The sequence below is a fragment of the Tatumella saanichensis genome (assembly GCF_000439375.1).
GTDB classification, from domain to species: Bacteria; Pseudomonadota; Gammaproteobacteria; order Enterobacterales; family Enterobacteriaceae; genus Tatumella; species Tatumella saanichensis.
Genome location: NZ_ATMI01000052.1, coordinates 13,517 through 39,415, shown reverse-complemented (window position 1 = coordinate 39,415; position 25,899 = coordinate 13,517). Strand labels below are relative to the sequence as shown.

General features: G+C 50.7%; 30 protein-coding genes, 1 tRNA gene and 1 pseudogene. 16 read left to right on the top strand and 16 right to left on the bottom strand.

From position 1 onward, the window contains the following. Window positions 1-39 precede the first annotated feature (39 nt). The 11 genes and pseudogenes from DW47_RS0114485 (at window position 40) to DW47_RS0114435 (ending at window position 13,724) form a co-directional block, all read left to right on the top strand. The gene (locus tag DW47_RS0114485) at window positions 40-549 is read left to right on the top strand and encodes a Tli1a family immunity protein (protein ID WP_029687137.1); all 510 of its coding nucleotides are present in this window, start codon (window positions 40-42) and stop codon (window positions 547-549) included. A 42-nt stretch (window positions 550-591) separates the two neighbouring features. Next, window positions 592-1,101 carry a Tli1a family immunity protein gene (locus DW47_RS0114480; RefSeq protein ID WP_029687136.1) on the top strand — a complete coding sequence of 170 codons (510 nt, stop codon included), beginning with the start codon at window positions 592-594 and terminating at the stop codon, window positions 1,099-1,101. Then, window positions 1,089-3,530 (top strand): annotated as a pseudogene (locus tag DW47_RS16560) (T6SS phospholipase effector Tle1-like catalytic domain-containing protein). Before DW47_RS0114480 ends, DW47_RS16560 begins: the two are co-directional and overlap by 13 nt. A 16-nt stretch (window positions 3,531-3,546) precedes the next feature. After that, window positions 3,547-3,804 carry a PAAR domain-containing protein gene (locus DW47_RS0114470; RefSeq protein ID WP_029687135.1) on the top strand — a complete coding sequence of 86 codons (258 nt, stop codon included), beginning with the start codon at window positions 3,547-3,549 and terminating at the stop codon, window positions 3,802-3,804. Further along, window positions 3,801-4,943, top strand: a complete 1,143-nt coding sequence (locus DW47_RS0114465; RefSeq protein WP_029687134.1) for a hypothetical protein — start codon at window positions 3,801-3,803, stop codon at window positions 4,941-4,943. Before DW47_RS0114470 ends, DW47_RS0114465 begins: the two co-directional genes overlap by 4 nt. After that, window positions 4,921-8,358, top strand: coding sequence for an ImcF-related family protein (locus DW47_RS0114460; protein WP_029687133.1), 3,438 nt, complete (start codon window positions 4,921-4,923; stop codon window positions 8,356-8,358). The genes DW47_RS0114465 and DW47_RS0114460 overlap by 23 nt, the downstream gene beginning before the upstream one ends. A gap of 281 nt (window positions 8,359-8,639) precedes the next feature. Continuing rightward, window positions 8,640-10,394, top strand: coding sequence for a type VI secretion system baseplate subunit TssF (gene tssF, locus DW47_RS0114455; protein WP_029687132.1), 1,755 nt, complete (start codon window positions 8,640-8,642; stop codon window positions 10,392-10,394). Then, window positions 10,358-11,443, top strand: a complete 1,086-nt coding sequence (gene tssG, locus DW47_RS0114450) for a type VI secretion system baseplate subunit TssG (protein WP_029687131.1) — start codon at window positions 10,358-10,360, stop codon at window positions 11,441-11,443. The genes tssF and tssG overlap by 37 nt, the downstream gene beginning before the upstream one ends. Continuing rightward, window positions 11,421-11,984, top strand: a complete 564-nt coding sequence (tssJ, locus tag DW47_RS0114445; RefSeq protein WP_029687130.1) for a type VI secretion system lipoprotein TssJ — start codon at window positions 11,421-11,423, stop codon at window positions 11,982-11,984. The genes tssG and tssJ overlap by 23 nt, the downstream gene beginning before the upstream one ends. Window positions 11,985-12,331: 347 nt before the next feature. Next, a tRNA-Arg gene (locus DW47_RS0114440) sits at window positions 12,332-12,406 on the top strand. Between the two features lie 160 nt (window positions 12,407-12,566). After that, the gene (locus DW47_RS0114435; RefSeq protein ID WP_029687129.1) at window positions 12,567-13,724 is read left to right on the top strand and encodes a tyrosine-type recombinase/integrase; all 1,158 of its coding nucleotides are present in this window, start codon (window positions 12,567-12,569) and stop codon (window positions 13,722-13,724) included. Here the strand turns inward: DW47_RS0114435 and DW47_RS0114430 are convergent. The 16 genes from DW47_RS0114430 to DW47_RS0114330 all read right to left on the bottom strand — a co-directional run bounded on the left by DW47_RS0114430 (window position 13,721) and on the right by DW47_RS0114330 (window position 22,709). After that, window positions 13,721-13,918 (bottom strand): hypothetical protein, encoded by a 198-nt coding sequence (locus DW47_RS0114430; RefSeq protein ID WP_029687128.1) that lies wholly within the window; start codon window positions 13,916-13,918, stop codon window positions 13,721-13,723. The two genes, DW47_RS0114435 and DW47_RS0114430, sit on opposite strands and share 4 nt — an antisense overlap. 73 nt (window positions 13,919-13,991) lie before the next feature. Further along, a complete protein-coding gene (locus DW47_RS17125; protein WP_071846659.1) occupies window positions 13,992-14,225 on the bottom strand; it encodes a DUF4060 family protein in 234 nt (77 codons plus the stop codon). A gap of 468 nt (window positions 14,226-14,693) precedes the next feature. Then, a complete protein-coding gene (locus DW47_RS0114415; RefSeq protein ID WP_029687126.1) occupies window positions 14,694-15,173 on the bottom strand; it encodes a class I SAM-dependent methyltransferase in 480 nt (159 codons plus the stop codon). Window positions 15,174-15,270: 97 nt separating this feature from the next. Further along, window positions 15,271-15,657: a hypothetical protein gene (locus tag DW47_RS0114405; RefSeq protein ID WP_152473185.1), complete on the bottom strand. Its 387-nt coding sequence runs from the start codon at window positions 15,655-15,657 to the stop codon at window positions 15,271-15,273. A 40-nt stretch (window positions 15,658-15,697) separates the two neighbouring features. Next, window positions 15,698-16,084: a hypothetical protein gene (locus DW47_RS0114400; protein ID WP_029687124.1), complete on the bottom strand. Its 387-nt coding sequence runs from the start codon at window positions 16,082-16,084 to the stop codon at window positions 15,698-15,700. Between the two features lie 470 nt (window positions 16,085-16,554). Next, window positions 16,555-17,064, bottom strand: coding sequence for a single-stranded DNA-binding protein (ssb, locus tag DW47_RS0114390; protein ID WP_029687122.1), 510 nt, complete (start codon window positions 17,062-17,064; stop codon window positions 16,555-16,557). Further along, window positions 17,065-17,679 carry an ERF family protein gene (locus DW47_RS0114385; RefSeq protein WP_029687121.1) on the bottom strand — a complete coding sequence of 205 codons (615 nt, stop codon included), beginning with the start codon at window positions 17,677-17,679 and terminating at the stop codon, window positions 17,065-17,067. After that, window positions 17,676-17,828: a hypothetical protein gene (locus tag DW47_RS17550; RefSeq protein ID WP_161606718.1), complete on the bottom strand. Its 153-nt coding sequence runs from the start codon at window positions 17,826-17,828 to the stop codon at window positions 17,676-17,678. Before DW47_RS17550 ends, DW47_RS0114385 begins: the two co-directional genes overlap by 4 nt. Next, window positions 17,818-18,018: a hypothetical protein gene (locus DW47_RS0114375; RefSeq protein ID WP_029687120.1), complete on the bottom strand. Its 201-nt coding sequence runs from the start codon at window positions 18,016-18,018 to the stop codon at window positions 17,818-17,820. The genes DW47_RS17550 and DW47_RS0114375 overlap by 11 nt, the downstream gene beginning before the upstream one ends. Before the next feature lie 112 nt (window positions 18,019-18,130). Beyond that, entirely contained in the window at window positions 18,131-18,271 is a 141-nt protein-coding gene (locus tag DW47_RS17545) for a hypothetical protein (protein WP_161606717.1), read from the bottom strand. Between the two features lie 19 nt (window positions 18,272-18,290). Then, a complete protein-coding gene (locus DW47_RS0114360; RefSeq protein ID WP_029687119.1) occupies window positions 18,291-19,271 on the bottom strand; it encodes a hypothetical protein in 981 nt (326 codons plus the stop codon). A gap of 395 nt (window positions 19,272-19,666) precedes the next feature. Then, window positions 19,667-19,993, bottom strand: a complete 327-nt coding sequence (locus DW47_RS0114355) for a hypothetical protein (RefSeq protein ID WP_029687118.1) — start codon at window positions 19,991-19,993, stop codon at window positions 19,667-19,669. A 7-nt stretch (window positions 19,994-20,000) separates the two neighbouring features. Next, a complete protein-coding gene (locus tag DW47_RS17940) occupies window positions 20,001-20,225 on the bottom strand; it encodes a transcriptional antitermination N peptide (protein WP_029687117.1) in 225 nt (74 codons plus the stop codon). A gap of 481 nt (window positions 20,226-20,706) precedes the next feature. Continuing rightward, window positions 20,707-21,132 (bottom strand): hypothetical protein, encoded by a 426-nt coding sequence (locus DW47_RS17595; RefSeq protein ID WP_029687115.1) that lies wholly within the window; start codon window positions 21,130-21,132, stop codon window positions 20,707-20,709. A 15-nt stretch (window positions 21,133-21,147) separates the two neighbouring features. Further along, complete coding sequence (locus DW47_RS0114340; protein ID WP_029687114.1) at window positions 21,148-21,642, bottom strand: Panacea domain-containing protein; 495 nt, start codon at window positions 21,640-21,642, stop codon at window positions 21,148-21,150. Between the two features lie 356 nt (window positions 21,643-21,998). After that, a complete protein-coding gene (locus DW47_RS0114330; RefSeq protein ID WP_029687113.1) occupies window positions 21,999-22,709 on the bottom strand; it encodes a LexA family protein in 711 nt (236 codons plus the stop codon). A gap of 101 nt (window positions 22,710-22,810) precedes the next feature. Between DW47_RS0114330 and DW47_RS0114325 the strand changes: the two genes are divergently transcribed. The 5 genes from DW47_RS0114325 (at window position 22,811) to DW47_RS0114305 (ending at window position 25,892) form a co-directional block, all read left to right on the top strand. After that, window positions 22,811-22,999 (top strand): Cro/CI family transcriptional regulator, encoded by a 189-nt coding sequence (locus DW47_RS0114325; protein WP_029687112.1) that lies wholly within the window; start codon window positions 22,811-22,813, stop codon window positions 22,997-22,999. A 102-nt stretch (window positions 23,000-23,101) separates the two neighbouring features. Next, window positions 23,102-23,440: a hypothetical protein gene (locus DW47_RS0114320; protein WP_029687111.1), complete on the top strand. Its 339-nt coding sequence runs from the start codon at window positions 23,102-23,104 to the stop codon at window positions 23,438-23,440. A gap of 37 nt (window positions 23,441-23,477) precedes the next feature. Continuing rightward, on the top strand, window positions 23,478-23,621 hold the full coding sequence (locus DW47_RS17540) for a hypothetical protein (RefSeq protein WP_161606716.1): 144 nt from the start codon (window positions 23,478-23,480) through the stop codon (window positions 23,619-23,621). Beyond that, the gene (locus DW47_RS17765) at window positions 23,614-24,462 is read left to right on the top strand and encodes a hypothetical protein (protein ID WP_071846658.1); all 849 of its coding nucleotides are present in this window, start codon (window positions 23,614-23,616) and stop codon (window positions 24,460-24,462) included. The genes DW47_RS17540 and DW47_RS17765 overlap by 8 nt, the downstream gene beginning before the upstream one ends. Continuing rightward, window positions 24,459-25,892 carry a DnaB-like helicase C-terminal domain-containing protein gene (locus tag DW47_RS0114305; protein ID WP_029687109.1) on the top strand — a complete coding sequence of 478 codons (1,434 nt, stop codon included), beginning with the start codon at window positions 24,459-24,461 and terminating at the stop codon, window positions 25,890-25,892. The genes DW47_RS17765 and DW47_RS0114305 overlap by 4 nt, the downstream gene beginning before the upstream one ends. Window positions 25,893-25,899 lie beyond the last annotated feature (7 nt).

The following is a 25,899-nucleotide window of genomic DNA, read 5'->3' as shown; positions in this document are numbered from 1 at the left end:
CTTCTACTTCCCACATTTACATCTCACAAGGAGTGTCAGATGAACTCTTCACGACTATTCCCGCTGTTGGCGGGGCTACTGCTTATTAGTGTGGTTCCGAGGGTGCAGGCCGGGACCATGGATGCAATTAATCACACTAAATGGGCGATTAACTCTTTCAGCGTCGATGGTCAGCCTGGCTACGATATTATCGGCCCCTTTCAGGGCGGCGGCGGCGGCTGTTGTTATAGCCCGCCAGCTGTTTGGAAACCGGGTATGACTGTTCGTATTGATTGGGAGACCGGTGTTGGGTATTCAATGGATTTTCCAGGATATGAGGATAGAGAAAAATATCTTTTATGGAAACAAGACATTGATGCTCAGAAGCGTCAGCACAGTAAAAACGTGCCCGTACCTGATTACAACGGAGAGAAGACCTGCGGGATCACCGTGCATTTTCTGCCCTGCGATGAAGTGAAAGTCACCACCAGTTGTTACACCTATGGCAGCCCCTCTTACCCAATAAAAGAGCCGGTCAGGATGGAGGAGCCGCAAAGCTGCCCAACATAACCTCTCTTACTTCCCACACTTACATCTCACAAGGAGTGTCAGATGAGCTATTTACGACTATTCCCGCTGTTGGCGGGACTACTGCTTATCAGTGTGGTACCGAGGGTGCAGGCCGGTACCATTAGAGCAATTAATCATACCAAATGGGCGATTAACTCTTTCAGCGTCGATGGTCAGCCTGGCTACGATATTATCGGCCCCTTTCAGGGCGGCGGCGGCGGTTGCTGTTACAGCGGACCGGCTGTCTGGAAACCGGGTATGACTGTTCGTATTGACTGGGAGACCGGTGAAGGAGGATCAAAAGGATTTCCAGGGTTTGCGGATTATAAAAAATACAAAGCTTGGGAAACAAAAATGAAAGCTAATAATCGTCAGCATAGCAAAAACGTTCCTGTGCCCGATTATAATGGAGAGGAGACCTGCGGGATCACCGTACATTTTCTGCCCTGTGATGAAGTGAAAGTTACTACCAGTTGCTGGTCTCCAAGAAATCCTAACTATCCAATAAAAGAGCCTATTAGGATGGAGGAGCCAAAAGTATGTCCAAAATAACAGAAATGGCTTCAGTTTGGCTGCCACCGACTTTTCCTCCACAAGGGAGATTACCCTCGGAGGCCGCAGTCAGGGAAAATTGCTATCAGCAAAGCAGTGATGAACGGCGTTATCATGATGAACTGTGCTTGGCAGCCGGACGTCGGGTGGGACCGCCTTGCTGTAAAACACTACATATCAGCTTGTTCTTCGACGGCACTGGCAATAACTTACATAACGACCAGTATCTCTCTGCGGTCAAACACCCAAGCAATATTGCTCGGCTGTTTAGGGCGGCTATCGGCAGCGGTACGGCCGGAGGAGTGCCGACTGCGGTGCAAGAGAGTCTGATGGATAACCCTACTGACGGTGAAGGCAAATATTTTAAGTTTTATATCCCTGGGGTCGGTACACCATTTCCGGAAGTCAACGACTTGGATTATTCGACGATGGGATTGGCCGCCGCTGCCAAAGGAGAAGAGCGGATTAACTGGGCACTGCTACGCATTATTGATGTGCTGATGCGTACCAGCAAAGACCCAGTAAATAACAGTATTAAGCTCTCAGAGGGAGAAAGTCGCACTTCGATTAAGGCGATGGCCACCCGTTGGAATTCGCTCTGGCAGGGTGGTAGTTGTCACCGTTTTGAGGAATTCCAACGTTTACTTAAACTCTTGGCATCATCATTAATGCCACTGCTGACCCAGCCAGAACCAGGTAAACCGCGGCTGCTGGGTATTCGTCTGTATATATACGGATTTTCCCGAGGGGCTGCCGCGGCCCGAACTTTTGTCCGTTGGCTCAGTGAACTGTTGCCACCGCCTTTGAAAGAAGGGGATATTCCCCCGCAGTATCTGGAGATTGGTGAACAGAAATTACAATTGCCGCTCAGTGTCGAGTTTTTGGGATTACTGGATACGGTGGCTTCGGTCGGTATTGCCCACACGCTCCCCTTGGCGAACGGTCATATGTCTTGGGCCAGTGATACCATGGAGTTGCCAGACGATACCCTCTATCCACAGCTAATAAAAAAATGTGTTCATTTAGTGGCTGCCCATGAACAGCGGCTGAGCTTTCCTCTGGATTCAGTGCGGCGAGGAGAGGGCAGCTACCCCGCTGGGACAACCGAGGTGATCTATCCGGGAATGCATTCAGATACCGGCGGTGGCTATCCACCGGCTGACCAAGGGAAAGGGAACGGCCCTGATGATAGTCTACTTCTGTCACAAATCACCTTGCATGATCTCTATGCTGCCGGATTTGCTGCAGGGGCTCCACTGAAAGTTCCACAGGATGTTCTTCCAGAATTTTCTAGAAACGATTGGCGAGTTATTCCCTTCGATCTGATTACACAATTTTTAGTGTCAGGTCTTCTCATAAACCGCTTTAACGCCTAGCGTGAACTGACCCTTAACCTAGCCACGGCCGACAAAATCAGTGCAGCGGAGGCTATGGATTATCTACCGCTGCGTGCTACCAGCCCCTTGGAAACGATAGTGGAGGAGCAGTTAGGCTGGATAACCGGCTGGCGTATTGAACGCTATGCAAATTGGTCGTTGCTGGAAGCGGGTTTCTACCAGCGAGCCACTAATACCGACGCTCAGCCAGCAGACCGGCAAGCAGCGAAAAAAGCACGCGATAAAAAACAACTTGAAATTGAAAGGTTACGCCGCCAACAACTGGCAGAAACACCGGCAGACAAAGTGAATGACCTGCTGCTGCTTCCCGGCGTCAAAGATTTCGACCCAGATATGGCGAAGACGCAGCTGTATGAGGCTGCCAAGGAGTTTGCACAGGACTACCACAACGGTTACCGCACTCCGGAAAACCTTATCCAGGTGCTGGATATAGTTCTGCAACAACTGGTTTTTCTCATTAACTCTGACGATGAACCAGAAGAATACCGGCGGATGAAGCGTGAGGGGGAACGGCGGGTCAAGACGCTGTTTCCTGAAGGCGGCGAGCAGAGTAACGCACAACAGGCATCTGGGCGAGTAAGGGCCCTTTTCGATGAACAGGTCCATGATTCACGGGCTTGGTTTATGTATGCAACGCTGAACTCTCGTGAGATGTGGACCGGCTATTTTCGCTACCGGATGATTTATTTTGCTGCCAATACCAATAAATCCCTGTCACCGGTCGTGATAGCCGGCGACCTGGTCGGCATCACCCCAGTCAGTAGCGAAGTGGTGCTGAGTTTTACCCAAAGAAACACACCAGTAGCTTTAGACGGTCTGGTGACGAGTCGGCTAGAGATGCAGGTACGGGACGCCGTTACCGGACAACTGTTGGCGGAGTGGCCGGGGAGTATGGAGCAGCGTGCATTTACCCACTCGCCGGGGCTGGTTGTTGCCGCACACAAACAGCAGAGGGCAGACCAGCAATTGAGACTTGCCCGTGCAGCTATTCCAGATAACTGGCTTGGACAGGATACCAAGCAATCTGTCTGATCAGGGAGGAGAAACCATGAAGAGTGTTATCCGTAAAGGGGACAGTTTACGTGAATACGGGGGGCGGGTATTAGCTGGCCATTATGACTGCTTCGGTAAAGGTATAGCCTGTAAGGGAGACCCGGTTAGCTGTAATCAACATGGTCTGACAACGATTGCTGAAGGCAGCTCATTAACCCTGATGGATGGTCAACCGGTGGCACTGCATGGTCACCGATGTGTGTGCGGCTGCACACTGGTCAGTTCATTTCCTGACTGTAGGATCGAACTGTGAGAGCCGAACCGCAATTCCCGCGCTACAAAACGGCTCGTCCTCCCAAAAAAACGTTCTGGTTGGCGGTCGGGATGGGTGTCATGTTGATAACCGGCAGCCTAATGGCCCTGCTCGCCGCAGGGCCTACGCCTGTGCTGGTACTGACGGCCGGAGTTCTGGCAGGTGTGATGGTGGCCGCTACAGGAGGGTTACTTCATCTGCTCTGGTATCGGGCAAGCACTCACAATGCTGAACTGCACTCGCATTTGGTGACCCGTAGCCAACAACAGTGGTGGCAGCAACATCAGCAATCTTTTGGCCTGCAAGCAGGGGTACTTTTGGGGCCAGCGGGTCGCTATCCGGCGGACTGGATCAGGGTCTTGAACCGAGAGATACCTCCTCAACAGGGAAATACTCAAGGGGAAAACAGGCTGATCGTGCCACTCGTGTCAGTGCCTGATATCCGTGTACGGGAAAGTCGTTTGGCTGAACTGCTGGTAAGTGAATGGTACGAACAATATCAGGCGCTGCCTTTGACTTCACCCCTTAGCTGTTATTGGGAAGGTACAGACAGTGCCTGGCAGGCATTCAGGGAGAAGATGCGGGCTCTTTTTCCTCAAGTGACTCTGCCCTTCCAGCCCGACCCTTGGCAAGGGGAAGTCAGTTTAGCAGAGATAAGCCATCAGCTTACCGAAGCCCGTCTCGGGGAAACGGTACTGATTGCTGGATGCTGCGTAGCGGATCACCCACCCGGGCAGAAACTCCCCGCGGGAGAGGCTGCCGTACTCTGGCAGGCTGGGCCTCAGGGTGTCGTACGATTGACCCGCGGTGAGACATTTTCCACGCAAATGGGAGACTCATTACCCGACGTCTCCGCCAGGCTTTTGAAACAGAATACACTGACGCAGCCTCCTGATATTTGCGCTCTGTTCAGCTTAGCTGGGCTTGAGAGCCTAGGGGAGTATGGATGGGATCTTCGCCCACATATACAGGATGTTTACTGGGGAGAGATTGGGGGTATGGAGGCCTTGGTCGCTCTGTCGCTGGCAGCATTCGGCGCAGAACACTTTCAACAGCCCTGTAGCTGGATTGCCCGCAACCCGACAACGACTTTTGCACTAGGGATAGTGAAACCTGATGGATACTCAATACAAACCTAAATCTGCTGAAATATCGGTAGCGGCTACCGCCATACTCTGTGTTGCTGTGACGACATTGCTGGTGGTTATGGGGACCTTAGCGTGGTGGTTTTGGGTCATGCAACACACCACAGAATGGTCCGCTGTACAGTCACTGATCATTGCTGGATGCATCGTCTGGCTGGCATTACTCAGTCTGTTGATCATGGGCTTTATCGCCTCCCGTTTGTTGATCAGAGATAAGCTGAATATTCCTTTATCTCGCCGAGGAAAATCTGTTCAACCTGCCGGAAAGAAAGCTGCCATTGTCTCGCTAAAAAAACATCTGCGTCGCCGCTATAACCTCATGTGGCGCAGGAAGGTGAAGTTGTTGCTGATCACCGGTGATGACAGCGCTATCGAACAACTGGTTCCCGGCCTCGCTGCCCAACAATGGCTGGAAGGTCAAGGCACGGTGTTGATTTACGGTGGCAGCCTGCAAGCAGAGCTTATCCGTGAAAAGTTTTTTGCTTTACGCAGATTACGCTCTGGGCGGCCACTGGATGGGATTGTGCGCGTACTTATGACCGGAGCCACGTATGACCAGCAAACCAGTGATCACGATTTACGCAGTTTGGAGAAGGTCAGCGAATGGCTGAGGTATTCGCCACCGGTCTGGCTGTGGCAGCTATGTCACAGTGACTGGGGGCAGGCGCAACGCAGTGAGCAGGCAGTCGGCGTAAGCTTTTCTCGCCGTGCTCAAGCGACGGAGATTAGCCAACAACTGCAACGTCTGTTACCGGGACTGTGCCGTCAGGGGATCTGTCAACTGGCGGAAAATAACCGTTATGATTTCCTGCTTCGCCTTGGACAACAGCTGAAAAATGACGGTGTTAGCCAATATGTCCGACAACTTACTCCGTGGCTATATGGGTCACAACCCCATATTTGGCTGCGAGGCTTAATGTTCAGTTTAGCCACACCCGCGGAGCGGGGGACTGAGGTCAGTGCCGGTCAGGAACAACCGTCATCCGATTTTCATCCCCATCCTCATCGCCTGGGTTTGTCCCCTGTCTGGCAGGGGATCATTGATGACTGCGGGCGGATTTCTGGCAAACCGCCGCTGACAGGGCGCAGGCAGGTGATGGCCGCCACAGTGTTCACCCTTGTTGGCATCTGGACACTGGGCATGTTGGTCTCCTTCGTCCTTAACCGTCATCTTATCGCTACCGTGGCACAACACGTTGGCGAGCTAAGCGCCCAGCCGCAGGTCTCGGACAGCCAGTTATCTGCGCTCTATGAGTTACGCAATGATGCTGGCCGGTTACACACTCAGATCACCCAAGGTACACCCTGGTATCAGCGTTTTGGCCTTAATCACCATCAGCCGCTACTTAATGCGATGCTCCCCTGGTATGCCGGCGCGGCAAATCGGCTGATCCGTGATCCCGCCAAACAGGCATTAGAACAACACCTCAGCGAGTTAGTGAATACTGAACCGGAGAGTGTACAGCGACAGCAACGGGTTAAGCTGGGATATGAACAACTCAAGGCATTACTGATGATGTCATCACCAGACAACGCCGATGCCGCTTTTTTTGCGCGCACCATGCTCAGCGTACAGCCACAGCGCCCAGGGATCTCTACCGGGTTATGGCAAAGCCTGGCACCCGATCTGTGGGCTTTCTATATGTCAGAGTTACCCCGTCAAGCTCAGTGGAAAATCCAAGCAGACAGCGCGCTGATCGCCCAAAGTCGGCAACTGCTATTGCAGCAAATGGGTCGGCGTAATGCAGAAGCCACGCTCTACCAGAGTCTACTCAAATCAGTCAGGCTTAATTTTGCGGACGTCTCTCTTGAAGATATAACTGCCGGGACCGATGCCCGTCGTTTGTTTACCACTGATCGGACCGTGCCGGGAATGTTCACTCGCCAAGCTTGGGAAGGGGGTGTGCAGCAGGCAATAGCAAAAGCGGCCAGTTCTCGGCGTGATCAAATAGACTGGGTGCTGAGTGACAACCGTCAGTCTGTTTCCGCAGAGTTATCACCGGAAACCCTTAAAGCTCGACTGACCGAGCGTTATTTTACCGACTTTGCCGCCAGTTGGCTGGAATTCCTCAACGGTCTGCGGTGGGTACCGGCTAATACTATCGCGGATGTCACTGACCAACTGACGCTGATGAGTGATAGTCGTCAGTCACCGTTGATAGCACTGATGAATACCGTTGCCTGGCAGGGGCAGAGCGGGCAGCAAGCAAAACGCTTGTCTGAATCGCTGGTAGACTCGGCGAAACAACTGGTGTCCCGTAATGATGAGATGATGATCGATCAGTCTGCTCAAGGTCCACAGGGCCCCTTGGACGAGACCTTCGGACCGCTACTGTCTCTGATGGGAAGAAATACGGCAGTCGCGGTGATGTCCGCAGACAGTAGCCTGAGTCTACAGACCTACCTGACCCGTATCACCCAGGTCCGGCTGCGGCTACAACAGGTTGCCGCTGCGGCCGATCCACGGCAAATGATGCAGACCTTGGCACAAACTGTTTTTCGCGGAAACAGCGTTGATCTCACCGATACCCGGCAGTACGGCAGCCTGATCGCTGCCAGCCTCGGGGAGGAGTGGAGTGGTTTTGGTGGTACGGTGTTTATCCAACCGCTGACCCAAGCATGGGAAACGGTGCTACAACCCTCCGCGGCCAGCCTCAACAATAAATGGAAACGTTCGGTGGTGGCGAACTGGCAAAGTGCCTTTGACGGTCGTTTCCCGTTTACGGCCAGTAATAGTGAGGTCTCACTGCCAATGCTGGCAGAGTTTATCCGTAAAGATAGCGGCCGGATCGAGCGCTTTTTGTCTACTGAGCTCGGCGGTGTTTTACAAAAAGAGGGCAGCCAGTGGGTCGTGGATAACGTCAACAGCCAAGGACTGACCTTTAATCCCGCCTTCTTACGGGCGATTAATCAACTGAGTCAGTTATCCGACATTTTATTTACCGACGGCAGTCAAGGGTTCAGCTTTGAACTACAACCGCGGGCGGTGGGCGGGGTGACAGAGACGCAGTTAGTGATCGACGGACAGACATTACGCTATTACAACCAGTTAGCAGAGTGGCAGTCGTTCCGCTGGCCAGGAGAAAGCTACAAACCGGGAACCATGCTGACTTGGACGACAACCCGCACCGGGACACGCCTGTTTGGCGACTATAACGGCAGTTGGGGCTTTATACGCTGGTTGGAACAGGGTAAACGACAACAGATCGATCGCAGTCAGTGGATGATGAGCTTTACCGCAGCGGATGGCAGCACACTGCAATGGGTGCTGAGAACCCAATTGGGGAACGGGCCACTGGCTTTACTGGGCTTGCGGGACTTCCGGCTACCGGACGCTATCTTCAGCGTTGACCTGCAGCCTCCTGAACCTGTGAGTAATAACCAAAATCTCGACATCGATGAGAGTTAACCAAGTAGGTTCCCTAACACCCTCACTGGCCGAGAAAAATGGCAGCGATAAGAGACGTGGCGGTGAAGCACCTTGAGTGTCTTCCTCGCCGCCGTTGCCCGGGGGCATTAGCCCAACGTCGTATAACGACTATCACGGTAACTGTAACTGAGAATTCTCCTCTGTCGTGACGTACCACAGCCTGTGGGCGATTACGGCTGAATGTTTGCCCAATATGCGTTTATCCCGTCAGAGACAGGACCCACTGACGTTCTTTCACTCAACTTTCCTACCGAGACATTATGGACGATTTAACCCTGCGTTATTATGACGCTGAAATGCGCTATCTGCTGGAAGCGGGCGAGGAATTTGCCCGTGCTCACCCTGAACAAGCGGCGATGCTTAATCTGGATAAACAAGATGCCCGTGACCCTTATGTTGAGCGGCTATTTGAGGGATTCGCCTTTCTGATGGGCAGGTTGCGGCAAAAGCTCGACGATGATCTTCCTGAACTCACGGAAGGGCTGGTCAGCCTATTATGGCCCCATTATCTGCGCACTATTCCATCGATGTCAGTGGTGGAGTTCACGGCAGATTGGCATGAAATGAAAGAGGCGATGTCGGTAGAAAAGGGGTTTGAAGTCCTATCACGGCCCATTGGTGAAGCTCAGACCCGCTGTTGTTACACCACAACGAAAGCTATTCCTCTTCACCCTCTGTCCTTGGCGCAGGCTGTCCTGACCACCGATCCCGAGGGCCGGTCAGTGATCAGATTACGTTTCAACTGCAGCCCACTGGCAGATTGGCGGCGTATCGATGTCAGCCATATCGCTTTCTATTTTAATGCCGATGCGCCGCTGGCGTGTGCGATGCATGAGGCCTTTACCCTGAATGTTGACCATATCAATCTGCGTCTGCCAGGGGAGGAAGACCGTCGTCCGCTGGATGGCTATTTTATGACCCGTGGATTTGATGACGATGACGGCCTGTGGCCGAAAGGCAGCAACAGTTTCAGTGGCTATCAGTTACTGCTCGAATACTTTACCTTCCGCGAAAAATTTATGTTTATCACCTTGCGCGGTCTCGAGACAGCTGATTTGCCTAGCCAACTGCCGTGGTTTGAGACAGAGATCGTACTCAAGCGGAGGTGGCAGCATGATTTCCGCTTTACGGAAAAACACCTACGACTTCATTGCGTCCCGGTGATCAATTTATTTCCGCTGGAATCTGACCCGCTGACCATTAATTCATTACAAACCGAATATCTGCTGCGACCGATGCGGGTTCAAGATGGGCATACTGAAATCTACTCGGTGAACTCGGTAACGTCTTCCGGTGGTCACCATTATGTGCCTTTTTCCAGTTTCCGCCATAAAGGGGGCATGCAGCGCCAAGATGCGCCGGATTATTATTATCACACCCGTGTCCGCCGTGGTCCTTCTGGCCTGTATAACAGCTGGCTTATCCTAGGCGGTGAAGCTTTTGATCAGCACCGGGTGCCGGCAGGCGAAAGCCTATCACTGACCCTCACCGGCACCCACGGGCAATTGCCGCGGCGTGCCCTACAAAGCACGGTACTCGATACAGTGATGAAAACCAGTTCAGTCAGCATCAGCGTTAAAAATCTTTGCGCACCGACCTTACCCTGTTACCCGCCGGATCAAGATCGTTTCCACTGGCGGGTGCTGAGCCACCTCGGCAGCGGTTTCTTATCAATGATGGATAATGCCGAAGTCCTGCGTGGGACCCTTGGTCTCTATGAGTGGACCCACAGTGAAATGAACCGGCGTCGCCTCGAGGCGATCATTGATGTGGCGCACAGTGAGACCGAAAGATTTGAGCAGGGGTTTCTGCTGCGAGGGGTGCAGATTGAGGTCACTTTGGACAGCCATGGGTTTGCCGGACGGGGGGATATCTGCCTGTTCGGAGAGATGCTCAGCCGCTTTTTTGCCCTCTATACCGATATTTATCTGTTTAATCGATTGATTATCATTCTGCAACCCACCGGAGAGCGCCTCGAATGGCAAGAGAAACACAATCGCCGTATCCCTGGTTAACCCCGCGTTTAGAGGCGGAACTGCCACAGATTAATTTCTACCGTTTTTGTCAGTTGCTGGAAAAACAGCGTCCGGCAGCGCCCGGTTTGGGTGCCACCAGCCATCCGGGGGATGATGCGGTGAGATTTGCTCCCCATCCGGGGATGGGCTTTCCGGTCAGCGAACTTAAAACTATTGAGCACCATGACATCGGCGCTGAAAACATCCCCGTGGTCCGCACCACTTTTCTGGGGTTGTATGGCGTCGATTCACCCCTACCAACTGCCTTTTTGGATGATATTTGCCAAGGTAGGGAAGGGCATGAAGCGATGCAGGGATTTCTGGATATTTTTAACCATCGGTTCCTCACTCAGTTTTATCGTATCTGGCGCAAATACTCTTATCCGGCCACCTTTGAAGCAGGTGGAAAAGATGCGATTTCCGGCGCACTGCTAGGACTGGTGGGTCTCGGCATTCCCGGCACCGCTGAACATATTGCCACCCCAGTGTCGCGTTTTCTGGCTCTGTTGGGAGTATTACGTCAGCCAGGGAAAACTCAGGAAGGTATTCAGGCCATTGTCACGCTGTTGGCACCCTTCACCCAAGTGGTTGTCAGCCCCTATTCATTACGTGCGGTGACACTCCGTCAGCCAGCGGGCTTTTATGGGGAACAGGGATTTCTGTTGGACAATAATACTCCGCTAGGTGATGAGTTATGGGAAGCGAACAGTCAGTTATTGATCGCACTACGCACCGAAGACCCACAGGAGATGATCGGCTGGAAACCGGAAGGGGACTTGTATCAGGATTTTCTGGTGATGGTGAGAGTCTACCTAGGCTGGCGTTTCCGTGCCCGCATAACATTGACCATAAGTACCGCATTACTGGCGCCTCCGCCTCTCGGAGAAGCCCCATTCTGGCTGGGGAGCATAGGCGTCCTTGACGCTGATTTAAACGATATCTGCACCACACTACCGCCCACCTTTACCACCGAGCTTGGTTATTACCGCGGGTTGGATCCCGCGACATCTACAGAAGGAAATGACTGTGTTACTTACCTCTTTGAATAAAGTTACCTACCGTCTTATCCCGTTATTGGCGCTTAGCTTAACGGGGTGTGGACTGACACAAACCGTCACCGAGGGCACTAAATCTACGTTTAATACACTGTTTTATAAGAATATTCGAGTACTGCGTTTGGATATGACTGCCAGGGAAGCCTTGAACACGGATAGCCGAGAGAATAATTCTCTGTCGGAATCGGTGGTCATCCGGGTCTGGCAATTACGGGATCGTAAAGCCTTCGATAAACTGGTCTACCAGCAGCTGATCAGCGAGGGTGAAAGTGCATTAAGCGGTGACCTGCTGGCCAGCCGCGACCTGGTGCTGAAACCTGGGGCAGATGTCAGCCTAACGATGCCCATGGAGGCGAACACAGAATATGTGGCGGTCATCGGGTTATTCCGTGACCCACAGATGAACACGAATCATTGGAAGCAGGTACTAAAACGTAATGAGTTGGAGCCGGACAGACCACGGGTCGTCGAAGCGGGGAACAATGGCTTGAACTTACTGCCCCTTAAAAATGCCTCCCAAGGCAGTGGTGGCTAGCTCAAGTTCACTGCCGCTGCCGAGAAACAGTGGCAGTGATTTTGTCGGTTAGGGGGGATTCGGCGGGGGGAGTGCAGTGCGGGTAGCGCCTATATACCGTGGCATCATTTTTGTATGCATAATTATTTTTTGAGGCCTTGGCACTCATTCTGCCCGTCTTCCCCATTCGCCCTTAAGAGACGTATCCTGAACTCGAGCGTTGTCAGTTTTTTATTTATCTCGACGATATTAGGGCCAAGCTGCTGTCGCGTTACAGGCTTGATAACGGCTAACTGTACTAATACTTGTTATAAAGTAGCTATTTACGCTACTATAGCCGCCAGCACCAGAGACTTTCCGGTGTCTAGGTCTCCTTAGTTAAACGGATATAACAAGCCCCTCCTAAGGGCTAGTTGCAGGTTCGATTCCTGCAGGGGACACCAGTGTGCCTTCCATCACCGTCCACTACCCTCCAAGGATTTCCCGTAATCACTGGCTTCATCATAAATAACTTTCCATAGCCATCCATACACGTCCGTTGACAGCCGCATACTTTCTTGGGTAAAAGTTGGGTAAAATTTTTTACTCGGAATATTTTACCCAATGTTGACCGTTAAGCAGATTGAATCGGCTAAGCCGAAAGAAAAACCTTACCGACTTCTCGATGCTGACGGCCTCTACCTTTACGTCCCAGTCTCAGGCAAGAAGGTTTGGCAGCTTCGCTATCATATGCTGGGTAAAGAAAAGGTCATGACCTTGGGTAAATACCCATTCATTACACTGCAGGATGCGAGAGTAAAAGCCTTTGAGGCGAAGAGAACGCTGGCGCTTGGAGATGATCCGATGCAGGCCGGTCGCCGCGGTCAGGCAGATAATTCCTTCGCCTCAATTTTTGATGAATGGTATAGCAATAAAAAGCAGGTGTGGTCTGAAGGATATGCCTCTGAGTTACTCGGCATGTTCAAAGATGACATATTGCCGATGATCGGAAGCAGGGATATCAATACGATTGAACCGATGGATATTCTTTCAGTGATCCGCCTTTTTGAAAATAGGGGCGCTCACGAACGCGCGAACAAAGCTCGCCGTCGGTGTGGGGAAGTATTCAAATACGCGATTGTTACTGGGCGCGCGAAGTACAACCCATCACCCGATCTGGCCGATGCTATGCGTGGGTACCGAAAGAAGAACTATCCCTACCTGACTGCAGAGCAGATACCGGGTTTCAACCGAGCACTTTCATCCCATACTGGCAGCCAGATCACCATCAGTGCCACTCGACTTCTGCAGTACACAGCGATGCGCACGCTTGAGATGAGGTCGATGCGTTGGAGTAACGTGGACTTTGACAACCGGATGATAACCATTGATGCCGAATTCATGAAAGGAAGGAAAGTCCACTTTGTGCCAATGAGCGATCAGGTTTACTGGCTGCTAAAAAATTTGCACCCAATTACTGAAGTTACTGGCTTGGTCTTTCCAGGTCGGAATGATCGCTCTAAGCCTATTAGTGAGGGCGCTGTCCTGCAGGTTATTAAGCGAATAGGGTATGAGGGTATTTCTTCTGGTCATGGTTTCCGTCATCAGTTCAGTACAATACTGCACGATAATGGCTGGCCGACAGAAGTGATTGAGAAGCAGCTTGCTCACTCTGATGGTAATGCCATCCGTGGCATATATAACCATGCGCAGTATAGTGAGAAAAGGCGAGAAATGATGCAGTGGTGGGCTGACTGGATAGATGACTGCTGCAGGGGTTAATGCTGAGTTGCTCCGTCCTGTAGATACTGCTGAAACTTCTGTACATCTTCGACGCGCCACAGGCTTTTGTGACCTCGCTTTAGTGGTGGCGCCAAATTACCTTTAGCGATCTGGCTATAAAGGTAGGATTTTTTATATCCGGTATTGGCCTCGATAAATTTCATCGTGACCAATGCCCCTGGTTCTACGTGCATAGCATTCTCCTTTACCCAACCCGCAGGCACGACGATGCCGCCGGTGACCGGTGCGGGAATAGGGTGGGTTGATTTATTGTTCGTGATGAACTCTTGATAGGTTCCTGCATCCGGTTATTACCGTTGCGGATATGGTTGTCTTTCTGGTGACTACTTCGATTTGATAATGCCGGTCACGGTAGCCGACTGAATACACGACATGGTGATACTTATTGCCAGTTCCGTACTTCAATCGGTGCTTATCAATTGCTTTACTGGCTACCACGATATGCACTGGCTCGGTATCACCGCGGATAACCTCGCGCATCATATACCCCTCTAATCACCCAAGTCAGGGGTTGGAGGTATTGCTTTTACTCCACGCAATTTTCTCGCGCCAGCCCACCAAACAACATGACGAAGGATAATCCCGAAAGCCTTCCTGCATCTAACCCCATCAATTTCTACCACCTCACAAAAGAAAGGGCCATTTGCTAACCATAGCTTGTGCCTATTTCGGTGGGCGCTATAGATTTTTCCATCACATCCATTTTCACGGGGAATCCACTCTCCATTTCTAATTTGGCCTATAACCAACTTGGTATTTTTCAGATACCTCATAAAACTAAACATCATGTATTCCTTCTTACTTCACCACACACAAGCTCATGCTTAGGCTGAATATCTTTCATAGCCTCTATCTGATGCTCGCATTGTGATTGGGTGGGGTAGATTGTTTCAGTGAGGGGAGTTGCCTGGTTACCGGAGATAATGAGGATGACGTATACGGCGAGTATCATGCGGGTGGCTCCTTGAGAAATATAATCCAGTGCGTTTTATCCCCTTTACCGGTGCGCTGCCAGATAGTCGGTACCTGGTCGGTTAGGGCGATGACTTGCTTCACAGGTACCTGTGTTTCATTCCATTTGAAAATCAGCGTTCCGTGTGGCCGCAACACCCGAAAAGCTTCGCGAAAACCATCAGTAATATCCTGCTGCCAGTTATCCTTATCCAGCGCCCCATATTTTTTCCGCATCCATCCATTTTCACCAGCCCGAACAAGGTGGGGTGGGTCAAAAACGACTTGAGCGAATGAATTATCAGGAAAAGGAAGGTTACGGAAATCGGCGATAATGTCAGGGGATATATTCAGTGCGCGTCCATCGCATAGGGTGTGTTGCTCGGCTCGGATGTCGCAAAATGTTGCCCGTGCATCAGATTTATTAAACCAGAACATTCGAGAGCCGCAGCACATATCCAGTACTGGCGTATCCATCACTTCCTCCTGTACGCATCCCACAGAGCAATGCGGAACGCTATTCGTTTAATGAAAGCAGGGTAGTTACCTGCCAGTATGCGAGAGGTTATCTGGGTCATGATTGTTCCAGTCCGTTGAGGCGCTTGATTTCCTCCCAATAGTGGTACCTTGCAAGGTCCGCGTTGATATCCAGAAGCCCATCGGGACTTACTTGGCTCCAGTCAGGCAACTTAATCACCGTCACTGGCGGGGCGGTGTAAAGCGGAATTGCCTCTTCGTGCTCAGCATCACATTGAATTAATGTTTCACCATCAGTGCCGAAAGGTCTTGCATACTTTGCTTCAGCCGTCAGGGATGCGAGGGCGATTTCAAACACACCCGGCGTCATTTTTTCTATGTCGAATTTGTTGGGATTAACAGGCTCATTTCCGCCCATAGATTCTTGCGCAGCTAGGATAAATTCAATCAATTCCTGGCGTTGTTCTTCGGTTATTGGTTTCACTTTCCCCTCCAATAAGTAACCCTCCGGATAGGGAGGGTGATTAATCGCCAAAGCCACCGCGGCCTTGAGTGTTTGCAGTCGGAATGATGATTCCCGGAATTCCACCGTTCTGTGCAGCCCTGTGCCACCCCTCGGCGACCTTTTCCCGCTTCTTGTCCACAATCCATTGTGGGGCCGGCGGTCGTATTGATGTCTCCAAATGCGCAATCCGTTGCAGTGTTCGAGGCACCATCTGATTAAGCTGTGGGTGCTCTTGCCCATTATTCGCAGCCTCGACCGCATCCATGCAGCCCATGACAATCCGTTGTCTGACCAGCCATTCCTTGCGTTCACGCTCTGCCATCCGGAGGACATTGCGAGTTTCGATGTCTCGATACCTTTCTGGCAGGCGTGACAATACCGCCGATTCTTCCGGTGACAGGTTCATGATGTGGCCTTATTTGGTTAGAGTGGGGAGGGGGATTACTGGCTTATGATATTTGTGCCACTGAACGTGGCAGGACTTGCATAACCACTTGACATCTAATGGCTTGCCGTAATCGCAATGATGCGCTTCGGGCCTGCATTTTTGTTTGCAGTTTTCACAACAATCAGGCCTAGATAATCTTCCAGACCTCAGGGCATTTCCGACTTTGATATGCGCCATTCGCTTATGCGGATTTCTGAGGACAAAATCCCTTTTTGCCTTATTTGAAGCCTTCATACCTGAAGTAGTCTTTTGGTAATCCATTCGGGCTTTTACTCTGTGTGGTAAGTTGGCCCGCAGACGATCGTATTTTTTTAAGCACTCCTTGCATGAGGCAGTCAGTCCGTCTTTGGAGGCGCTTCTTATCTGAAAGCCCTCAAGGGGCTTGTGCTCACCGCATCGCGTACAAGTTTTCATGCCTGCCTCCTTGATTAAAATGGAATGTCGAAATCGTCATCGAAGTCCATCGGAGGCTCGCTGCTAGGTGGCAGGTTATTTGTCTGCGCTCGGCTGCCTCCACTGGATTGCCGGTTAGTTGGTGGCTGGCTACGCCCAGACTGCTGATTTCCTGACGGTGCGCCTGAGTTATCCTGCCGACCTCCTAGCATCTGCATCGTACCGCCTACACCCACACGAATCTCTGTGGTGTACCGGTCAGCTCCTGATTGGTCCTGCCACTTTCGGGTTTGCAGCTTACCTTCCAGGTAAACCTCCGATCCCTTACGCAGATACTCTCCAGCCACTTCTGCCGGCTTCCCGCTGATAACTACGCGGTGCCATTCCGTTAGTTCCTTCTGCTCTCCGGTCTGCTTATCACGCCACTGCTCGGATGTTGCCACTGACAGGTTGGCGAAGCAGGTTCCGGATGGTGAGTAGCGTAATTCCGGGTCCTGACCCAGCCGGCCAACGAGTGTCATTCTGTTTATGCCTTTACTTGCCATTTATGCTGCCGCCTTAAAGTCTGATTTTCTGAGTTTGAAGATTTCGACAACCTTCTGCTGATGCTGCTTTGATTCACCAACCGCGGCCCAGGCGGTTCGATAAAGCTCGGTCAACTGTGCTTCATTGGTCGCGAGGGAGGCTTCATTGCTGAACGTGGACACAGCATCATCGGGGTTCATTGCTGTTGGGTGATGCACTTCACTATCCGCATCCACAGCCGTTTCCTCCGTGGGAATACAGAAAGTCTGGAATGCAGCATATTTGTAGGCGATCGACATGGCCTTGTTCGTTGCTTTGTCTCCGCTATCCATAGCTTCGCCATAAGTAGTCACCGTGTGAATGCTGCCATCCTCGACGCCAACGAAGTCGAACTCGGCCTTTACCACCACATAAAACAGCAGGCCTCCATTTTTAGTGGCTCGTTCGGTGACCGTTCTGTCAACGATGCGCGGCAGGATAAGCAGTCCATTCCGCACAAGGGCCGGAGCTAGAGCGTTATAGACTTGGTCGATACCCCGAAACATAAATCGTTGCTGCTGGTTTTCTCTGTCCTTACTGATGCCTTTCTCAGCCATTTCCTTGGCTACGGCGCTGATCGCTTTGTACACACTCATGAATAGTCCCCCGCAAATTCCTGCCAACTGATAGCCGGATTCTGGCGTTCCGTTGCCAAGTCGATTTGCTCCTGCTGGATGGCTTCCATTTCCTCGCCGACCAGCTCTTTCATTTCTGCTATGAAGTCCGTGTCATTGCTACGCCACATGGTCAAGCCTCCGCATTGAGTCCACATACTCAGCCAGAACGTCAAAATCCATCTGGCCACACAGTTCCGCCTGCTGCTCCCGGCTCAGCGTTTCAATCTGGCAATCCTCAAGAGAAACGCTGACCTTTCCGGGGCGCATGGCTCCGCGCGTCTGTGCGTCCGAGCATTCGATTTTTAGATTCAGGCTCATTTTGACCTCCGGAAGTCTCTGACCATTTCCACAAAGCCGGCTGGCGTATTTGGATAGAAGTGAACCGATCCGCTGAATGCGATTACCAGTTCGGCGCCCTGGATAATGTATTTCATGCGAAAGCCTCCGGCCCCGGACGGGCAGCATCGTTGACGAACTTCTGGATGCGCTCCAGTTGGGTAGTGGTGAATGATTTAACGTGGTTTAACAGGTTGGTAGCAGCGCCAATGACGCCGCCGATGGTGGTAGCCATTAGCGATACTCCGTTGTGATTAGTAGTTGACGTTCAGGTGCGGTATTTCACCGTCTTTAATAGCTCTAAATGCGCGGATAGCCTGTTCACGGCTAAGGCCAACGACACTTTCCAGTGCGCCAACCGATTCAGAGCCAATGCGCTTACGGTGGTTTTCATTTGCGGTGCGTCGGGCCAGTTCATCAGCCTTGCGCTTTTCTTCAGCTAGTCGCACCTGCTCAGCTTGGGCGGCTTTGCGGCGCTCGGCTTCGATAGCTTCCTGTTTGTCACGCTCAGCACGTTTCTGGTCGTCAATTCGTTGCTGCTCTGCACGTTGCTCCGCAGCGATACGTTCCTGCTTTTCCTTCTCGGCGGCGGCCTGTAAATCGAGCTTTTCACGCTCTACCTGCTCACGTTCACGCTGGGCCTTTTCCTCAGCTTCACGCTTCACGCGCTCTTCAGCTTCCCGGGCGATACGTTGCTCATGCTCAATGCGTTGCTGCTCTGCCAGTCGGGCGGCTTCTTCTCGTTTACGGTCGAAGTTGTCGTTCATCAGCAGGGCGATTTCATGATCGGACTCAAGCTTTTCAGCCGCTGCTTTATCGAATGCTTCGTTCATTTCCAGCGCTTCGGTGTGGGCGGCGACCAGTGCTTCCTCTGCCTTGATACGTTCCTGCTCAGCTTCCCAGTCGGTCACCGGCTGCCGAATTTCGATAGCCAGTTCATCCAGTGCCTCGCGGATTTTCCGGCGGCTGGCATCAACCAGGGCAGGGCGCTTCTTCATCTCAGCAACCAGTGTTTTACCGGCATCATCAATCGCTACCTTTGAGCTGCGAACGGTAGCCGCCATGCTGATGTAGGCTTTGCGACCTTTGGCGGTGTTGATGTCACCAACGACTGACTTTGCTTTTGCGCGGATTTCTTCAATCAGCCGGTCGGTGTAGTCATCACTGATAAACGCCGCTTCCAGTTCGCCGGCCGTCTTTGGCAGGCTGTACAGCTGTAACTCTGTGCTTTCCATAATCCTCTCCTGAATGTGGTCATATAACCGCCCACTCAGTGAATGAGCGCTGATATGACAGGCATAAAAAAGCCCCTGCATAAGCAGAGGCGAAATTTAATCAGAACAGGTCTTCCACTCCTGTTTATCGGGCAGTATTACCCACATAGCCCACTCTTAAATGAGCTATAGGGGGTTACTAATCCTCGAAGTATTCCATCACAGTATGAACAACGAGAATAACCATTGATAAGCAGGCCAGAATGCCAAGGCCTAAACAAATTTCCATGCTTCCCTAGCTTAGTTATTCAGTGACTCTATCTATTCAAAAAGCTATTCATGAATACTTTGCACACCTTGTGCCACAAGGGATAAGTGGCTGTTGGTATCTATTCATGGCAATAAAAAAGGCCGCGTTAGCGACCTGTCTTACTTCTTAACCATATGCAGTACGGGCCATCTTCAGTGTCATGAATCGAACCAATGAACCACCCTTCGCCATCTGGCCGTGTTGGAGTCCAGCCTGAAATATTCGCATCTAGATCACCATCAGCATATTTCTCTGCAAATTCTGATGCGTTGTGATCGTATTCGAGCCCAAGTACGAAAACCTCAAGTTTATTTTTAGCTAGCCATGCCTCAAACTCTCCCGGGGCGCCATATTCATTTCCGTTAGCCGGTTCAAAGAAATCAGGGTGCGTCCAAAAACCAAGATCATCGCGCTGCACATCTAAAGCATTCATACTCACCTCACACTAAAGGAATAGACCGGCCTCTGACCTTTTGACGACCGGTGCACGTTATCCGGTCACTCTTGGTGCGGTGGCCGGCTGAATAAATTGCTACGTCTGGCATACACTGAGATACCTGATCCGGACGGTTGCGCCAGTTCGGTGCTTTCAGTGCCCGCTCAATGCGATCAACTGGTTTAAGCTGCATTGCTTCGGCTGCCTTGCGGGCGTTGAACTCTGCCATTCTGCGTCTCTGTCTGTTCATTGTTCTCTCCAAATGAATGTTTTGGTGATGTGCTGGTTTCTTGCTTCATTCCGTGCTCAAGCGGCTTGGCGAGTCTTGCTTGCATCCGTCTTAATTAAGCGCACTTGCAGCGCTACTCAGGTGGCTTAGCTTGCTTCTCATGTCGCGCACCCAGCCACATCCCAAAACACTCATGCTCTGGCCTGTGTATTCACAGGAACCTTGTTTTTAAATAGCAGCCTGACTTCATGTCCGGCGCGGTAGGTAGTCCGTTTACCGCATCGATGTTTCGTTTCGATGACTTAAGAATACTTGTAGTATTTATTCATGTAAATACCTTGAGTATTCTTTTGTGGCGTGATTATCCTATCTATATGAATACTTTGAATATTTATTTTTCACTCGACCGGGTCGGTCATCAGGAGGGGAGGGCTTTGCGGATTACGGGCACAAAAAACCCGGCGCGGTGGCTGCTTATTTGCTATTTGTTATCTTTAGCTTCTTTAGCCGATGGAAATAAACCTCTGATAATACCTAGAAATGCCGCAAATATATTTAGTGTGACAGCAGTCGTGATCGCTATCATTACGTCATCGGGAAAGATGGTGTAACCAAATATGCGAGAGAACCCATAACAAAAAAGCAAGATTGACCAACCATAGAGGGTCTTCCTAACCACTTTATAGGCTTTATCTCCAAATTTTTCACGTAGAGCTCTATCTGCTTTTCTGTCCTCTACCGCCTCATTAAGCATCAGGTCTTTTTCGCTTGAGGTTTCCTCTCTACGTGCTTCTCCGGCCGGTGTTTCAGGGGGTTCTTCAATAGGGGATTTATCACCTTGAGGAAGGGCTGCATCTGGTGGCAGCCCTATTTGGCTCAAAATATCTTGATTTGGCAGATCGGACATTAAAGTACCTAATGCTTAGTTTTGCTTCTGAGGGTGGATATAGTTAGCCATTTCCTCAGCGGTAATGATTGAACCATTCCCGCCGCCACCAATATCCCAAGCAGCACCCTCCGCATGTGTCATTGCTGATAACTGAATTCCCGTGAACCCACCATAAACTTCAGTGATTTTATCAATCATGTCCACAGCGGTTTTGTCATTAGTATCAACATCCGGCGTAATCAATCTTACCCCTTTCCCATCAGGAGCGGGGACTGCGCGAGTAAGCTTACTGGTTACTGGGTGATACCCATAACTTTTCAACTCATGATAGAGCGACGTGATTACTGGGCCATGACGCCAGCGCGCAAAACTATCATCAATAATTGGCTTTCCGTCATACAACTTCAGAAACCATGATTGGGTATAAAAAAGTAATTTCTGGATTTTCATTGGGGTTAAATCAGGAATTTTTCCCTGTTTTGCCCGCTCGATAAAGGCATTAGCAACCGCATTTGCAGAATACGCCATTTAGTGCCTCCTTTACTTTAGGTAATCACTCAGTCGGCGTGACTGAATCTTTTTATAATGCGTGAAAATACTACTCTACATAAAGCATAAAGTACACAAGATTAACTGTACATAAATCAGTATGTGATTTATTAATCATTATAATACAATATGTTACGGGTAAAATCCTTTCGTTCACCCAAACCTCACTCTATCTCACATCATCCCAGCCTGAGCACACAGAACTGATGCCATAGACAGGGCATATCCTGCGTACAGGTATGCTTTCTTCTTACTGCCGGCCGCATACATCAGGCTGGTTATACCTGCGAAAGCTGATGGTATGGCTATCATAGTCAAAATGCTCATGTGGGCTCCTAAGAGAAACGCATCTTCGCTTCTACTGCTACGCCGATTATCTTGCAGTTCCCGTTGATAGGAATCATAGGCCACGCCGGATTCAAACCTTTCAGGTATTTCTGCCCGCCATCGATAATCAGCTTCTTGAACGTGGCTTCATTGGAGTCAACCAGCTTGGCGATCACCATACTGCCGTTGATAGCATCTTTGCCGGTATCAAACAGCACATACATGCCTTCAGGGACGCTCAGGCCGGTTGGCGCAGTCATAGAGTCACCTTCGACTTTCAGCCAGAACGCATCACCCTGAATGTGGGCATCTGATTCAAGCCATTCGCTGATCTCATTGATGGAGTAGGCTTCTATGGCCTCAGCCCAACAGCCAGCCTGTACTGAGCTGAGGACAGGGTAACTCTTGCCGGGGGCGTATGCAGTCAGGTTGCTGACGTTGCTCTCAAAAGCAGCAGCGTAGCGGCCAACTTCTTTAGCCAGCTTGGGGCTGATCTCTGAAACCTGAACCTGCAAAATCCTTGCAAAGTCAGTAACCACAGGAACGTTTAACGCAATTCGTCCGTTGATGTAATGACCGACGGCGCCCTGAGAGATGCCCATCTCATCAGCAATCGTGTATTGAGTAACTTTTAGTTGTTTCTTTTTTGACTCATACAAGGCCTTCAGACGCATTGCATCTTCAAGCTGTTCTGTCGTCAGGGTCTTTTTAGGTTCCATGATCGCATTGTAATACCAACAGTAATCAATAATGAAATACCTGGGATATTTACTTTAATGAATACTCATAGTATTCTTTTGGGGTATCCAAGGAGGTCTCTATGAACAAAATGACTTTAGAGGATTACGCCAAGATTCATGGTCAGGCTAAGACCGCGAAAGATTTTGGCGTTATCCAGTGCGCTATCAGTAAAGCGATTCGGACAGGACGAAATATTTTTGTGACCGTCCTGAACGATGGTTCAGTTAAAGCTGAAGAACTGAAGCCTTTCCCAAGCACCAGAAAGTAAGCATCACCCGCTCTTTAACAGCCTGCCACCCTCGGAATACCAGGGACCAATCTAAGTGACAGCATCCGCTGATCACTCAATCACACACAAGGATTATTTGATATGGAACATGCAAAAACACGCAATATGACTATCGCGTTTGTCAGCCGTCATCTGGTGGAATCAGCGCATCGGGCCTTGGTTAAGACCAAGCAGACGGTGGTGGCAAAACTTCTCGGAGTGGCCGACTCAACCGTTCTACGCCGCGCAGAAAAATACCCTGAACTGATGGAGCAGCTCGCAGCCTCTGGCGTCGAGGATTTTGTCATGAAGGGAGAAAAGAAAATCCCGCTGGAGCAGTACAGATGGTTACTGACTGTAGCGATGGAGTTCAGCAAGTATCAGCTTGAGATCACCGGAAATGAAAACGCCCCGAACTGCGCGAACAGTTTCGAGGCGTAAAGCGAATTACTGGATCAATTCACAGGAGTAATTATACATGAAGCCGATCGCATTACAACGATTTGAGCAGTTGAAAGAGGCCAGTAGAGCGGCCTTTTGTCGTACCTATACACCAACGGCGGCTGTGAAACTCCGCCAGGCGCTTAACAAAGCACTGAAACGGAGAAGCAGTCATGAGTAACGTTGCATACGCTAATTTTACGACTCGAAAGAGCCACAACGATCAACCGAATTCAGTCGGTAAGGGGTTTGCCTTGCTGCACCGGAAAATCATGGAGACACCATTCTACAAGGATGCTGAGGCCTCTCACTTATGGGTTCACTTATTGCTGCGGGCCAATTACGAGCCTGCAGTCATTCAGACTGAGTACGGCGATGTGATGTGTCAGCGTGGTGAGTTCCTGACGGGAAGAAATACCTTGGCAGAAGAAACGGGATTAACCTCAGATCGGGTCAAATCTCTACTGCGAAAGTTTAAAAATCTCGGGATGATTTCGACGAAATCTACCAACAGATTTACAGTAATTCAGGTCGTGAAATACGACGAATATCAGCAATTTTCATGTCCAGCAGATGTCCAGCAGATGTCCAAGCGGAACCCAGACGCAGCAAGGGCTGACGAGGAGAAGTGTCCAGCAGATGTCCAGCGATTGTCCACAGATAAAGAATATACTAATAAATCTAATACTAACGTATTAGATATGTCATCTGGAGATGACCAATCGCCTCGCAAGAAAGCTAAGCCGATCCCCTACCAGGCAATCATGGATGCCTACAACGAAGCAGTTGGTGACAGACTGCCAAATGCGGAAGCCATCAACGCCAAAAGACGCAATGCCATCAAGCGAATGCTTGGGGAGTTGAAAGAGCCAACCGTTCAGGCTGCTACGGCATATTTTCACGCTTTCATGGATTCTGCCGGCCGATTTTACTTTGGTGAGAATAACCGAGGCTGGCGGGCGTCATTCGACTACCTGCTGCAAAGCGACACAATCACTAAAACTCGGGAGGGCAGCCTGTGAGCAATGGAATTATGTTACCCCCGCACAGCAATGATGCTGAGCAGTCAGTCATTGGTGGGCTGATGCTTGATGGCGGCGAAGAGCGAACTCAAAAGGTTTTATCGCTACTCAAGCCAGAAAGTTTCTACAGCAAGATTCATGGAAACTTATTCGATGTTATCCGCGATCTGACCAAGCGTAACCAGCCAGCAGACCTAATTACCATTTCCGAGGAGCTGACAAAGCGCGGGCTACTGGACAGTTGCGGCGGTATCGGGTATCTCGCTGACATGTGCAAAAACACCCCATCGGCAGCCAATATCGTCAGCTACGCCATGGTTATCCGTGAGCACGCCATGGAGCGGTTTGCTATCCAGAAACTGGCGCAGGCTACAGAAATGCTTTATGCCCGAACCACTCAAAGCGCAGTCGAAAAGTTGGAGGCAGTCAGTAGCCTAGCAAGTCAGATCTCCGACTATGCAAAGACCGGCAACCGCCGTGGGCTGAGAACCTTCACAGACGTGATGGGCGATTGGGTAACTGACTTAGAGAAGCGTTTCGATCCTCAGGGAGAGCAGCGTGGCCTAAGCTCCGGCATCCCGTCCCTAGACCGGATGTTATCGCCGAAAGGTCTGGTTAAAGGGTCGCTATTCGTCATTGGTGCAAGGCCAAAAATGGGTAAAACAACGCTGTATTCCCAAATGGCGATTAACTGCGCCGTCAAGGAGCAGAAGCCCGCATTGATGTTCAGCCTTGAGATGCCATCAGATCAGATTCTGGAAAAGTTGGTCGGACAGAAATCCGGCGTTAACCCGAATATTTTCTACGTTCCGGCCAATGACGAAGATTCAGATTACGAAGGTGACTATGACGCCGATTTCGATAAGGCGCTGAAAACCGCTCACCGGCTGAGTGAGTTAGACCTGCTGTATATCGATGATACTCCGGGCCTGTCCCTTGCTCACATCGTTGCCGAATGCCGCAAAGTCAAACGCCAAAAGGGGGGGGTGGGCATGGTTTTGGTCGATTATTTGACGCTAATGACTGCTGAGAAAGCCGATCGTAACGACCTGGCTTACGGTTTGATCACCAAGGGGCTTAAAAATCTTGCGAAAGAGCTTGGATGCGTTGTCGTACTCCTGACCCAGCTTAATCGTGAGCTTGAGAAGCGAGTTAATAAGCGTCCACTGCCTAGTGATTCCCGCGATACCGGTCAAATTGAGCAGGATTGTGATTATTGGGTGGGCGTCCACCGAGAAGGGGCTTTTGATGACAGTGTCCCTCCGAGCGAAACAGAGTTAATCCTGAGGCTAAACCGGCACGGCTCTACAGGAACGGTGTTCTGCATGCAACAGAATGGAGCCATTTTCGATATGGATCAGCAGTCAGCCCGCCAAACTAGAGACGCCAGACAGCAGCCATCCGGAAGACCGAAGAAGCCAGCGTTTTAATTAAACC